Annotated in this window: 11 protein-coding genes; 7 read left to right on the top strand and 4 right to left on the bottom strand. The window is 43.8% G+C overall.

The window, feature by feature from the left end; all coding sequences use genetic code 11:
• Position 1 precedes the first annotated feature (1 nt).
• Together BIW15_RS16865 and BIW15_RS25150 are read left to right on the top strand one after the other, a co-directional pair.
• Positions 2–463 (top strand): NfeD family protein, encoded by a 462-nt coding sequence (locus BIW15_RS16865; RefSeq protein ID WP_077281320.1) that lies wholly within the window; start codon positions 2–4, stop codon positions 461–463.
• Between the two features lie 540 nt (positions 464–1,003).
• Positions 1,004–1,186, top strand: a complete 183-nt coding sequence (locus BIW15_RS25150; RefSeq protein WP_071651861.1) for a hypothetical protein — start codon at positions 1,004–1,006, stop codon at positions 1,184–1,186.
• A gap of 43 nt (positions 1,187–1,229) precedes the next feature.
• Here BIW15_RS25150 and BIW15_RS16860 read toward each other — a convergent pair whose 3' ends face one another.
• From BIW15_RS16860 to zipA, 3 genes are all read right to left on the bottom strand, one after another.
• Positions 1,230–2,639 carry a porin gene (locus BIW15_RS16860; RefSeq protein ID WP_005454568.1) on the bottom strand — a complete coding sequence of 470 codons (1,410 nt, stop codon included), beginning with the start codon at positions 2,637–2,639 and terminating at the stop codon, positions 1,230–1,232.
• 510 nt (positions 2,640–3,149) lie between these two features.
• Positions 3,150–5,162 (bottom strand): NAD-dependent DNA ligase LigA, encoded by a 2,013-nt coding sequence (gene ligA / locus BIW15_RS16850; RefSeq protein ID WP_069485216.1) that lies wholly within the window; start codon positions 5,160–5,162, stop codon positions 3,150–3,152.
• A gap of 89 nt (positions 5,163–5,251) precedes the next feature.
• Entirely contained in the window at positions 5,252–6,202 is a 951-nt protein-coding gene (zipA, locus tag BIW15_RS16845; RefSeq protein ID WP_053302527.1) for a cell division protein ZipA, read from the bottom strand.
• Between the two features lie 249 nt (positions 6,203–6,451).
• On the opposite strand from zipA, the gene cysZ reads away from it, so the two are divergent.
• From cysZ to crr, 5 genes are all read left to right on the top strand, one after another.
• The gene (gene cysZ / locus BIW15_RS16840; RefSeq protein ID WP_005489850.1) at positions 6,452–7,195 is read left to right on the top strand and encodes a sulfate transporter CysZ; all 744 of its coding nucleotides are present in this window, start codon (positions 6,452–6,454) and stop codon (positions 7,193–7,195) included.
• 163 nt (positions 7,196–7,358) lie between these two features.
• Positions 7,359–8,327 carry a cysteine synthase A gene (gene cysK / locus BIW15_RS16835; RefSeq protein ID WP_005489833.1) on the top strand — a complete coding sequence of 323 codons (969 nt, stop codon included), beginning with the start codon at positions 7,359–7,361 and terminating at the stop codon, positions 8,325–8,327.
• A gap of 298 nt (positions 8,328–8,625) precedes the next feature.
• Positions 8,626–8,883 carry an HPr family phosphocarrier protein gene (locus BIW15_RS16825; RefSeq protein ID WP_005436894.1) on the top strand — a complete coding sequence of 86 codons (258 nt, stop codon included), beginning with the start codon at positions 8,626–8,628 and terminating at the stop codon, positions 8,881–8,883.
• Between the two features lie 140 nt (positions 8,884–9,023).
• Positions 9,024–10,748, top strand: coding sequence for a phosphoenolpyruvate-protein phosphotransferase PtsI (gene ptsI / locus BIW15_RS16820; protein ID WP_005489822.1), 1,725 nt, complete (start codon positions 9,024–9,026; stop codon positions 10,746–10,748).
• Positions 10,749–10,869: 121 nt separating this feature from the next.
• Positions 10,870–11,379 carry a PTS glucose transporter subunit IIA gene (gene crr / locus BIW15_RS16815; RefSeq protein WP_005382041.1) on the top strand — a complete coding sequence of 170 codons (510 nt, stop codon included), beginning with the start codon at positions 10,870–10,872 and terminating at the stop codon, positions 11,377–11,379.
• Between the two features lie 93 nt (positions 11,380–11,472).
• Here the strand turns inward: crr and BIW15_RS16810 are convergent, their stop codons facing one another.
• The gene (locus BIW15_RS16810; RefSeq protein ID WP_077281319.1) at positions 11,473–12,597 is read right to left on the bottom strand and encodes a flagellin; all 1,125 of its coding nucleotides are present in this window, start codon (positions 12,595–12,597) and stop codon (positions 11,473–11,475) included.
• Positions 12,598–12,732 lie beyond the last annotated feature (135 nt).

Raw genomic sequence — 12,732 nt, 5'->3', positions numbered from 1 at the left:
TATGGACTTGTTCAACCAGCTTGATGGCATAACATTTTGGCACTGGCTTGCATTCGGCTTTGTGCTGCTTGCCGTTGAGCTACTTGGTACAGCGGGTTACTTTCTGTGGTTGGGGTTATCGGCGTTATTAGTGGGAGCGTTATTGGCAGTGCTCCCTTTCGGCTGGCAACTTCAATGGTTATCTTTCGCGACTTTCAGTTTGCTGACAACTTGGTTATGGTGGCGACGCCAGTGGTCAAGAGACAAACAAGATGATCAAACAAGAGATCTCAACCAAAAGTACAAGCAGTTGATTGGCCGCAGCGTGATACTCGAGGAAAATTTTTCAATTGGGTTAAACAGAATTCGCATCGCCGATACCACCTGGTCAGCACAATGTGAGCAAAATATCCCAGCTGGTACTCGCGTAAAAATCGTTGCGATCGATGGAATAATCCTCATTGTGGAGCCTATTTCTGAGTAATTTATGTCAAAGTAATGAAGTAAAGACTGCTTCATTACTTTCTTTTCTCTCAACTCTTTTTATTTCATCGTGTTATTCAATTTGTCCTTAAAAAATAAGTAATATAAATATTATTAAATTCCATCTTGTAAATCCTATTGATATTCATCAACTAAGAATTAATCAAAAAGATAGTTCACTGCTTCCTGTCATTTTCAATCTAATTTCAATATAAAAAATAAAACAGTGTTGAATTAATTTTTGATCTTTCCAACTCCCTATACATACTTAATCCATAAGCATAAAGGTAAATGCTTATATTTTAGGTAAGTAGAAAAGTCTTTCCTACCGTTTTATTGATAACTGAGTTGGTCCTCACCATGCCAAAGGCAGAGCTTGTTCCAGCGCGGTTGGACACACAATGGGTGACACCATTTACTGTGGTATGTGTGAGCGGTATTAAGGTAGAGAGACATGTTTTTGTTTGAGTACTTAGCACGCCAAATACACAAACTTTGGGTAACAGGCGTAATAAAGTCTTAAACGTAGAGGGTGATCGTTATGAAATTATTAGCCGGAATACTATTAATATGTTCAGCTACAATTCCATTTACTATTCAAGCAAATGGCGCTTCAGGAGGAAGAACATTAGCACCTGAAGTGAAATGTGAATTACCAAATGGTAATGTCCACATGCTGCCACCGTTATATTGCAAAATGTATGACGGCAGAGAAGTAAAATAGAAAAAGGAGCCATTAGGCTCCTTTTTGATTATTCACTAATTGATTAGTGGAAGCTGTAAGGGATAAGAACTTGTAGACGTAGGTCTGTCTCGTCCGCGTCGCCAGCACCAGCGTACTCGTCACGCTCTAGGATTGTACCGTGTAGACGGATTGTAGAGCCTTTAAGCGCACCACTCTGTAGAGAGTAAGATACTGTTGCGTTGAATGCGTACTCGCTTTCGTAATCCCAGTCACCAGATGCACCGCTTGCAGCTGAGTCAGCACCAGAACCGTAACCAAAGCCTAGGTAGTAGTTCCAGCCGTTACCTTGGTTGTAAGATAGACGGTTGTACCATGCTAGCTCGCCCGCTTTGTTCCAGTCAGATAGAGCATCCCACCACTGAGACCAAGTACCGTTGTTCATACCGTAAGTATGGATAGTACGTGGAACGAAGTCAGAACGGTTGTCTGTGTCTGTGTAACGTAGTTCAGACATCCATGCTAGCTTGCCGAAAGACTGGTTCAAAGATAGACCAGTGTGGAAACCTAGACCATCGTATTTCACATCGTCATCAACACCGTAGAAGTCAAATGCAAGAGTTGTACGGTCACTTACTGTGTACTTCAAGTAAGCTTTGTAAGATGTGTTGTCAGTTTCGTTGTGGTAGCTAGTCACTTGACCTGCACCCCAGTCGATACCATTTGCGTATTTAACGCCAGTCGCTTGACCAAGACCAACTTGGAAGAACAAGCTGTCAGTTAGGTTACCGTTTAGACCTAGAGAGTGTAGGTAGCTCCATGAAGTGTCAGACCAAAGCGCTGGTGCGTAGTCATCTTCGTGAAGTAGCCAAGGTGCTGTGAATTGGTCTGCACCGAAGTAGCTTAGGTTGAAGTCGCCTAGCTTAGCGTTTAGTTCGAAGCCACGGTAAGTACCAGGTACAAAGCTCCATACGTTACCAATAGTACCGTTACCACCAGCTTGTAGCATACCTACACGAGCGTTAAAGTTTTCGTTTGCTTTGAATTTAAGCGCAGCTTTGTAAACTTTAAGTTGTTGGCCGTCACCTGCACCCCAGTCTAGGTTGTTACAGGTTGAGATTTCGTTACATAGGTAGCCTTCGTTTGAGTTGTAAAGGCTGTCGTTGTAAAGATCACCAGAGTAGTAAGCCGCAACATCTGCACCAACCCAACCATCGTGGTAGCCAGAAGTGAAGTCTAGGATAGCGTTGTAAGAAGAGTAGTTTAGACGGCTCCAACGGTCACCGTTCTCACCACCAGGTTTACCTGTAGTACGTGTACGTGAACGAGTGTCAACTAAGAACATTGCATTAAGACTAGAGTCATGCATAAATTCGTTCACTTTCTCTACGTATTCACCACCCGCTGCACTCTCAGTCGATGCAGTAGCTGGAGCAACAGCAACAACACCAAACATTGCTGCAGTTAACGCTGAAACCTTAAAAAATTTGTCCATGGAAAAACTCCTAAAAATGGATATAGCTGTATTTTTCTATCTCACCTTTAGTTGGCCGCCGAAGGAGAGAAGTAAATTCCTGATTAAACCTCATTATTTCTAATTTGGTTTTTTTTAGTTCCTGCATACACACCGTGTATCCACGCCATTAAGACTAACTTCGCACCTAAAAACATCCAAACGGAACTTATTTTTTTTCTAAAAAAATATGAGCCACGCCAAAGTTCCATATAAGTTATTGATCCAGATCTTATTTTTAACACCAACACCGCAACATTGAATATATACATTTAAATTCAAATACTTAAATCACCACGTAAACATTCAACATGAAGTGCATCGCAGACTTGAATACAAATAGATTCGGATATTCGAAGGGGAGATCCTGATCACTGAAACGCAGAAAACACAAAACCAAGACATACAATCACACTTAATATGCGTAAAGAAAAAGCCCCACAAGCTTTGCCTGTGGGGCTTTTAGTTATTTTTTATCTTTTTTGATAGTGCTTAATTTATCAATTCAAGCAAGTCTTGCTCAGTTTTTATCTCGATACCCAATTCTTGAGCCTTAGTGAGCTTAGAACCTGCATTTTCACCAGCAAATAAAATATCGGTTTTCTTGGAAACACTGCCAGTGACTTTTGCACCCAAAGATTGCAACGCCTCTTTTGCTTCAGTTCGTCCAAGTTGAGATAGTGTACCCGTTAGCACGACAGTTTTACCTTCTAGTGGCAGTTCTGCGCCTTGCTCAGGTGCACTAATTTCTGGCCAGTGGATACCTTGCACAAGGAGATCTTGAACAACGGCTTGGTTTTGCTCTTCTTCAAAGAAAGTCGTAATGTGCTTCGCAACTACCACACCAATATCTTGAACAGCAATAAGTTGTTCTTCCGTTGCAGCTTGAATCGCTTCCAGTGATTTAAAGTGTTGAGCTAGGTTTGCCGCCGTTGCCTCGCCCACTTCTCGAATACCTAGCGAGTATAAGAAACGTGGCAAGGTTGTTAACTTCGATTTTTCTAATGCATTAACAATGTTTTGAGCAGATTTTGGCCCCATGCGATCCAATACGGTTAACACACCAGCCGAAAGCTTGAACAGATCGGCAGGTGTTTCTACCATTTCACGATCGACCAATTGCTCGATAACTTTGTCACCTAAACCATCAACATCCAACGCTTTACGTGAGACGAAGTGCTTGAGCGCTTGCTTACGTTGAGCTTGACAAACCAAACCGCCAGTACATCGAGTCACCGCCTCCCCTTCGATACGCTCTACGTGCGAACCACAAACAGGACACTGAGTTGGGAAAATAATATCTCGCGCCGTTTCTGGTCGACGCTCTTTGATGACAGAAACCACTTGAGGAATCACATCGCCAGCACGACGAATCACGACCTGATCACCAATCTTTACTTGAAGGCGCTCAATTTCATCCGCATTATGCAGCGTTGCGTTACTCACCGTCACGCCACCAACAAACACGGGCTCTAACTTAGCAACAGGAGTGATCGCTCCCGTTCGGCCAACTTGGAACTCAACTTCATTCAATGTGGTGATTTCTTCTTGAGCCGGGAATTTGTATGCGATCGCCCAACGTGGAGCGCGAGCAACAAAACCCAGGCGCTCTTGGACGGCAATATCGTCAATTTTGATCACGACTCCGTCAATTTCGTAGGGTAATGCATCACGACGCTGCAGAATGTCTTGATAATAAGTTTTTACGTCTGCCAAACTGTCGACTCGCTTGGTCTCTGGACACATTGGCAGTCCCCAAGATTTTATCTGTAGAAAACGCTCATAGTGACTAGCTGCCAAATCAGCCCCTTGCACAACTCCAACACTGTATGCGTAGAAGCTAAGTGGGCGCGAAGCCGTAATACGCGAATCTAATTGACGTAAACTGCCTGCTGCTGCATTGCGAGGGTTCACAAATACTTTTTCGCCCTTCTGACGCGCAAGCTCATTCAACTTTTCAAAGCCCGCTTTCGGCATAAATACTTCACCACGAACCTCAAGACGAGCCGGCCAGTCATCACCCCTCAGCTTCAGAGGAATGGCATTAATGGTGCGCACGTTTTCAGTGATGTTTTCACCCGTAGTACCATCACCACGCGTTGCCGCTTGAACTAAAACACCGTTTTCATACAGCAGACTCACGGCTAAGCCATCTAGCTTTGGTTCACAACAATACTGCTTAATGCTTTCTCCACCGATTCGGTCTTGAGCACGTTTATGGAAGCTGTCGAGTTCACTGTCGTCGAATGCATTATCTAATGACAACATTGGGACTTCGTGTGTCACCTGACTAAATTCAGAAAGCGGCTTACCACCCACTCGCTGACTTGGCGAATCAACCGTCACTAAATCAGGATGTTGAGCTTCAATTTCTAGCAGTTCACGCATTAGGCGGTCGTATTCTGCATCTGGAATCTCTGGATTATCTTCCACGTAGTAGCGAACGGCGTGGTAGTGCAACGACTCTTTGAGTTCTTCTAGCCGTTGATGTACTGATTCAGACATAGTAAAGCCCCGTATATTGTCAATCGATGAGGTTGGGAATCCATGAAAAAGGGCTCCAATCGGAGCCCTTTTATAATTGGGTAGTAAGATTATGCGTTAGCTGCATTAAACTCAACTATTTGGCGTCGATAAGCAGCTAAACGGTCAGGAGTCATTAAGTTTCTCTTGTCATCGAGAACATTTCCTCCCATATCATCCGCAATCTGCTGCGCAGTTCTCAACATCAAGTTGAAGTTTTGCTCAGCTTCGCCATAGCAAGGCAACGTCATAAAGAAGGAAATGCCTTTCGTCGAAAACTCTGCGGGATCACCATGCTCAAGTGTGCCCGGATGCATCATGTTAGCCACACTGAACAGCACTTTACCGTTACCAGATAAATCAACATGACGATGGAAGATATGCATCTCGCCATAGATAAGACCATTTTGCTGCATACTGTCAAAAAGTTCAGTGCCAATAAATGGCTCTTCGCCCGCACAATGAACATTCAACACGATCACTTGCATTTCCGGCTCTGGCTTTGGTTCTTCTGGTTGTTCAACAACGGCAGGAGACACTTCTTCAACCATTTCCATCTCTTGTTTAGGCGCATCAAATGCAGAAGGCATGATCTCTTCTTCAATCACCTCTTGCATTGGCTCTTCGACTTCAGACGGCTGAATTGCTACATCTTCAACATCGTTTTTCATCGCGACAAAAGAAGGGATTTCCTCAGTTTCTTCTTTTACAGAAGGCTTTTCTTCTGTCACACCACCAAGCAAGGGATCTGCCTCAAACTTACTATCAAACGTATTTTCCATCCCAAAGTCTGGTTCTTTGCGATCTTTACGGATGATTTCGAAATCGTCTTCAGGGGCAGGAGCGAAACTGCGCTCTTGCTCAACCGAATCTTTATCTCCTTGGTCAACATCCAGCTTACCAAGTGGCTTGTTGCCAAATTTTGCTTTGCCTTCTTTCTTACTGCTCCACAAACCATGAAACAGCAATGCCGCGATGGCTAATGCGCCAACAACAATGAGTACGAATCGCAATTCCTGCATTATTTACTCTCAATATACCTGTTTTTACTACTCGCAATTCCTTGAGCAGCAACCCAAGTGCAATAAATCTGAATGATACGTTTACTTTACCAAAACTATATGTAGGTTTAGAACAACTTAATGCAAGAAGTTCCGTTTTTTGTTGTGATTCTTGCCACGATTCCACTTTGCAAGACCCTAATTGTTAGGGCATTGAAAGAAAATCATCGACAGGTACAATGAGTTCTCACTCACACGAAAATATTGGATATGAAGATTAACAATCAGCAACGAACCGGATTCGGTTACTTCCTATACGGAATTCAATTGGCGCTCTCTCCAGAGATAAGACGTTTTGTCGTGTTACCACTTTTAGCAAATATTATTCTCGTGGGTGGGGCTATCTTCTATCTATTCTCCCACTTGAACATGTGGATTGAAGGTTGGATTGGACAGTTACCAGAGTTTCTCTCTTGGCTCACGTATATCTTGTGGCCCCTACTTGCTCTAACGATACTGGCCACCTTCTCTTATTTCTTTAGCACGTTAGCCAACTTTATTGCCGCTCCCTTCAACGGGCTGTTAGCAGAAAAAGTTGAAGAGACACTAACCGGAAAAAAAATTAATGACGACGGCTTTACGGCTGTTCTAAAAGATGTGCCTCGCGTACTTGCTCGCGAATGGAGAAAACTGCTTTATATACTGCCTAAAGCAATTGGCTTGTTTTTGCTCTTACTTATCCCGGCACTAGGGCAAACTGTTGGCCCGGTTTTATGGTTTATCTTTACCGCGTGGATGCTCGCGATTCAATATTGTGATTACCCGTTCGATAACCACAAAATTCCGTTCAACGACATGCGTTACAAATTGAAACAAAAGCAAGGTAAAGCCTATGGCTTTGGTGTGTTGGTTTCAGTATTCACAACGATTCCAATTTTGAACCTTATCGTCATGCCTGTTGCAATATGCGGTGCGACCGCCATGTGGGTGGCAGAGTTTAAACATCAGCGCTAGGTCAAATTTAGTGAAAGGGAAGGCTGTTCGATGCGCTTCCCTTTCTTTTTACTAAATTCTCGGCCAACCTAATAAGATATAACTTTTTAATCCTTTTCCCTTTTTTTTATACCGCATATTCTTCTATCCATATTCACACAACGTGTAATGAAGGAACATCACTATGAGCAAAATCTACGAAGATAACTCTCTTACCATTGGTAATACGCCCCTAGTTCGCCTAAACAAAGTGAGCAAAGGTAACGTTCTAGCGAAAATTGAAGCACGCAACCCAAGCTTCAGCGTTAAGTGCCGTATCGGTGCAAACATGATTTGGGAAGCAGAAAAAGCTGGCACTTTAAAGCCAGGCGTAGAACTAGTAGAACCAACCAGTGGTAACACAGGTATCGCATTAGCGTTCGTAGCAGCCGCTCGCGGTTACAAATTGACTCTAACTATGCCTGAATCAATGAGCCTTGAGCGCCGCAAGCTACTTAAAGCACTAGGCGCAAACCTTGAGCTAACTGAAGCAGCAAAAGGCATGAAAGGCGCAATTGCTAAAGCAGAAGAGATCGTAGCAAGCAATCCTGAAAAATACCTTCTTCTACAACAGTTCAACAACCCTGCTAACCCGCAAATTCACGAGAAAACAACTGGCCCTGAAATCTGGGATGCGACAGACGGTGAAATCGATGTGCTAGTAGCAGGCGTTGGTACGGGTGGCACTATCACTGGTACAAGCCGTTACATTAAAGGTGAGAAAGGTAAAGCGATCACTTCTGTTGCTGTAGAACCTGCAGAATCACCAGTAATCGCGCAAGCACTAGCAGGCGAAGAAATTCAACCAGCACCACACAAAATCCAAGGTATCGGTGCAGGTTTCATTCCTGGAAACCTAGATTTGGACATTATCGACCGAGTTGAGCCAGTGACTTCTGAAGAAGCAATTGAGATGGCTCGTCGACTAATGGAAGAAGAAGGCATCCTTGCAGGCATCTCTTCAGGCGCCGCTGTCGTTGCTGCAAACCGAATTGCAGAACTACCTGAATTTGAAGGAAAAACCATCGTAACAATTCTGCCAAGCTCTGGTGAACGCTACCTAAGTACGGCGCTATTTGCTGGTATCTTTACCGAAAAAGAGAACCAACAATAATATGTGGTCAAATCAATTTTTCGTCTAAAAAAGCCCCGTTCAGGGGCTTTTTTGTTGATCCCTGCCCTACCTTTGGTAATATCAGGGTGTTTTATTTCTAGCTTCAAAATAAAGAAGCAGAACACAAAAAGGTTTCAAAGTAATTGCGCACGCAAACAGTTGCGTAGTTACCAAACTTTTGACTAGTATCAGAACTGACACGCTTTGAACTCTCCCGTGCTAGCGCACAAGATATAAAGCAGTTAAGCTAAATCTAGTCACAAACTAACAAAAAAATACATTTATTGGGGTATATCACATGTACGAGAAGCAAGTAGAAATCACAGCAGAAAACGGTCTTCACACTCGTCCAGCTGCACAGTTCGTTAAAGAAGCTAAAGCATTCGACGCGGACATCACTGTGACTTCTAACGGTAAAAGCGCTAGCGCTAAGAGCCTATTCAAACTACAAACACTAGGCCTAGTAAAAGGTACTCTTGTTACTATTTCTGCTGAAGGCCCACAAGCTCAGCAAGCTGTAGACCACCTAGTTGCTCTAATGGACCAACTACACTAATCCGGTCTCCTACTCCAGAAGCCATTTTGTGAAAGCAAAATGGCTTCGTTGGAAATAGGCTCAAAACTAAGCTAAAACTATTCGTTAGCGCACCCATTATTCTCCCGTTTTATAAAGTTGACCAAACTTAAGGTAAGGCTATGATTTCAGGCATCCTAGCATCTCCTGGTATTGCAATCGGTAAAGCACTACTACTTCAAGAAGATGAAATTGTCCTAAACACAAACACTATTTCTGATGATCAAGTAGAAGCAGAAGTTGCACGTTTCTTTGACGCTCGTAACAAATCTGCAGCTCAGCTAGAAACTATCAAGCAAAAAGCGCTTGAAACTTTCGGCGAAGAAAAAGAAGCGATCTTTGAAGGTCATATCATGCTTCTTGAAGACGAAGAGCTAGAAGAAGAAATCCTAGCACTTATCAAAAACGACAAGATGACTGCTGATCACGCTATCCACTCAGTGATCGAAGAGCAAGCATGTGCTCTTGAGTCTCTAGACGACGAATACCTAAAAGAACGTGCAACTGACATCCGTGATATCGGTTCTCGTTTCGTGAAGAACGCACTAGGCATCAACATCGTTTCGCTAAGCGACATCAATGAAGAAGTTATCCTAGTTGCTTACGACCTAACGCCATCTGAAACAGCGCAAATCAACCTAGACTACGTGCTGGGTTTTGCTTGTGACATCGGTGGTCGTACTTCACACACTTCTATCATGGCTCGCTCTCTTGAGCTTCCTGCTATCGTTGGTACTAACGACATCACTAAGAAAGTTAAGAATGGCGACATGCTGATTCTTGACGCGATGAACAACAAGATCGTTGTTAATCCATCAGAAGCTGAAGTAGAAGAAGCGAAAGCAGTTAAAGCTGCATTCTTAGCTGAGAAAGAAGAGCTAGCAAAACTTAAAGACCTACACGCAGAAACAACAGATGGTCACCGCGTAGAAGTTTGCGGCAACATCGGTACAGTGAAAGACTGTGACGGTATCATCCGTAACGGTGGTGAAGGCGTTGGTCTGTACCGTACTGAATTCCTATTTATGGACCGTACTGCGCTACCAACTGAAGAAGAACAGTACCAAGCGTACAAAGAAGTTGCAGAAGCAATGAACGGTCAAGCTGTGATCATCCGTACTATGGATATCGGCGGCGATAAAGATCTACCATACATGGATCTACCTCAAGAGATGAACCCGTTCCTAGGTTGGCGTGCAGTACGTATCAGCTTGGATCGTCGTGAAATTCTTCGTGATCAACTACGTGGCATCCTACGTGCGTCTGCACACGGTAAGCTACGTATCATGTTCCCAATGATCATCTCTGTTGAAGAAATCCGCGAGCTTAAAAACGCAATCGAAGAGTACAAAGCAGAGCTACGTGCTGAAGGTCTTGCATTCGACGAAAACATCGAAATCGGTGTAATGGTTGAAACACCTGCAGCAGCAGCGATCGCACACCACCTAGCGAAGGAAGTATCTTTCTTCTCTATCGGTACAAACGACCTTACTCAGTACACTCTAGCGGTTGACCGTGGTAACGAGATGATCTCTCATCTTTACAACCCTCTATCACCAGCTGTACTAACCGTGATCAAGCAAGTTATCGACGCTTCTCACGCTGAAGGTAAGTGGACTGGTATGTGTGGTGAGCTTGCAGGCGATGAGCGTGCAACACTTCTACTTCTAGGTATGGGTCTGGATGAGTTCTCAATGAGCGGTATCTCTATCCCTAAAGTGAAGAAAGTTATCCGTAACTCTAACTTCGCAGAAGTGAAAGCAATGGCTGAAGAAGCACTTTCTCTACCTACTGCAGCAGAAATTGAAGCAGTAGTTGAAAAGTTCATTGCTGAGAAAACTCAATAATCAGTAGTACCAAGTTATTCAATACTTAATGGCCATTAGACGGCGAAAAAAGTCGTCTAATGGGCTATATTGGTATACTATAATTCGACAGAATAAAACCAAACCTTAGGAGCATGACACAATGGGTCTGTTTGACAAACTTAAGAAGCTTGTATCTGATGACAGCGCTGACGCTGGTGCAATCGAAATCATCGCACCACTATCTGGTGAAATCGTAAACATTGAAGATGTGCCAGATGTTGTTTTCGCTGAGAAAATCGTTGGTGACGGTATTGCTATCAAGCCAGCAGGCAACAAAATGGTAGCTCCTGTAAACGGTACTATCGGTAAGATCTTCGAAACTAACCACGCATTCTCTATCGAGTCTGACGACGGTGTTGAGCTTTTCGTTCACTTCGGTATCGATACAGTTGAACTTAAAGGCGAAGGCTTCACGCGTATCGCTGAAGAAGGTCAAACTGTTAAAGCTGGCGACACTGTAATTGAATTCGATCTAGCTCTTCTAGAAGAGAAAGCGAAGTCAACACTAACTCCAGTTGTTATCTCTAACATGGATGAAATCAAAGAGCTGAACAAGCTTTCTGGTTCTGTAACTGTTGGTGAAACTCCAGTTCTACGTGTAACTAAGTAATTTTTACTTATCCGAACACGAAAAAACGCTGCCAATGGCAGCGTTTTTTATTATCTGAATTTTTTCTGGCCGATGCGCATCGCTGAAACACGTTCAACTGAGCAAGCCTAGTGTAGAGCTCGGCCTTTGCTTCGCTTGAGCGAGTAATGCAGTTGTCGCATCCTGCAGCACCTGAGAGCGCACCATTACTGTCGACTCCCGAGCAAAGTCTGTATCTCGAATTCGCCCTTTTGATTCCGAAACACTCCGGTTAATGGTGTTTAAATTATCGATCGTGCCACTTACACGATTCTGAAATCCACCGATTTCACTGCGATGAGAATCAACATACTTTATCGCCGCATCCACCACACCAATGGCAAGCTGAGCGCCTCCTACTGTCGACATATCGAGATCATCAACGGTCACCAACTCACCGGAACCTATATCCATCTCATCGGCAAAATTGCCTTTCCATGTGATGCCTTCTGGCGCATTCAGTGTCGAGGTAAAAAACTGCAGTTGATGATCTTGCGTTACGGAAGCATCGACTACCGATTGCTGGGCATTAATGTAGGTTGCCACTTCTTCAAGGTTATCGCCTACTTTGAGTGTTAATACTTTAGATTGCGCTTGGCCTTCATTGTCTTGATATTCAAACGCGAACTGTTGGTCATCTCTCGTCACCCGCCAGTCTTTGTCTAAACTGTCACCCAGATAATGTTGCCCGCCCATTTCAGGTATGTGCGTACGCATGTTTCTGAGCGTCAATGATATAGAGTTCGCATTGGCGCCAATATGAAAACTCTGAGAACCATAAGAGCCATTGAAGAGGTTTTTATCCGCGAATGTCGTCGTGATTGCCACACGATCCAATTCATCTTGTAGTGCAATCACTTCTTGTTGAAGACTTGTACGATCATCCTGTTCATGGCTGCCATTTGCGGCCTGAAGCCCGAGAGAGCGTAACCGTTGCAGAATATCACTGCTCTCATGCAACGCGCCTTCTGCGGTTTGAGCGACCGAATAGGCATCGTGAGCATTCCTTAAGGCGACATCAATCCCTCTCGTTTGAACATGGAGAGTATTCGATATTTGTAGGCCTGCAGCATCGTCGCTTGCTGAGTTAATCCGATATCCCGAAGACAGGTTTCTCTGTGACTCAACGTTTTGATCAGCTGCTTGGCTAAGATGTCGCTGCGTCATCATTGCGGCAACATTGGTATTTAAAGAGACCATCTAATCGATATGAATGCCTTGTCGAACATCCTGTTAGGACGCATCTAAATCGGTATAGCCGATAAGCAAAAAGCCAGGGATGAGCCTGGCTTTTGTATCTTGTCGTGTTAGGTAGATTAACCTAGAAGACTTAGC

Origin of the sequence: Vibrio sp. SALL6 (assembly GCF_002002385.1) — a bacterium.
Classification (GTDB): Bacteria; Pseudomonadota; Gammaproteobacteria; order Enterobacterales; family Vibrionaceae; genus Vibrio; species Vibrio parahaemolyticus.
Note: the sequence above shows the minus strand (reverse complement) of the source record. Positions and strands in the feature narration are given on the sequence as shown.

What these genes read in the sequence shown, in the direction of transcription:
- cysK (WP_005489833.1), top strand. Translation starts at nt 7,359, where the DNA reads ATGAGCAAAATCTACGAAGATAACTCTCTTACCATTGGTAATACGCCC.
- BIW15_RS16865 (WP_077281320.1), top strand. Translation starts at nt 2, where the DNA reads ATGGACTTGTTCAACCAGCTTGATGGCATAACATTTTGGCACTGGCTT.
- BIW15_RS16860 (WP_005454568.1), bottom strand. Translation starts at nt 2,639, where the DNA reads ATGGACAAATTTTTTAAGGTTTCAGCGTTAACTGCAGCAATGTTTGGT.
- BIW15_RS16810 (WP_077281319.1), bottom strand. Translation starts at nt 12,597, where the DNA reads ATGGTCTCTTTAAATACCAATGTTGCCGCAATGATGACGCAGCGACAT.
- BIW15_RS16825 (WP_005436894.1), top strand. Translation starts at nt 8,626, where the DNA reads ATGTACGAGAAGCAAGTAGAAATCACAGCAGAAAACGGTCTTCACACT.
- BIW15_RS25150 (WP_071651861.1), top strand. Translation starts at nt 1,004, where the DNA reads ATGAAATTATTAGCCGGAATACTATTAATATGTTCAGCTACAATTCCA.
- crr (WP_005382041.1), top strand. Translation starts at nt 10,870, where the DNA reads ATGGGTCTGTTTGACAAACTTAAGAAGCTTGTATCTGATGACAGCGCT.
- cysZ (WP_005489850.1), top strand. Translation starts at nt 6,452, where the DNA reads ATGAAGATTAACAATCAGCAACGAACCGGATTCGGTTACTTCCTATAC.
- zipA (WP_053302527.1), bottom strand. Translation starts at nt 6,202, where the DNA reads ATGCAGGAATTGCGATTCGTACTCATTGTTGTTGGCGCATTAGCCATC.
- ptsI (WP_005489822.1), top strand. Translation starts at nt 9,024, where the DNA reads ATGATTTCAGGCATCCTAGCATCTCCTGGTATTGCAATCGGTAAAGCA.
- ligA (WP_069485216.1), bottom strand. Translation starts at nt 5,162, where the DNA reads ATGTCTGAATCAGTACATCAACGGCTAGAAGAACTCAAAGAGTCGTTG.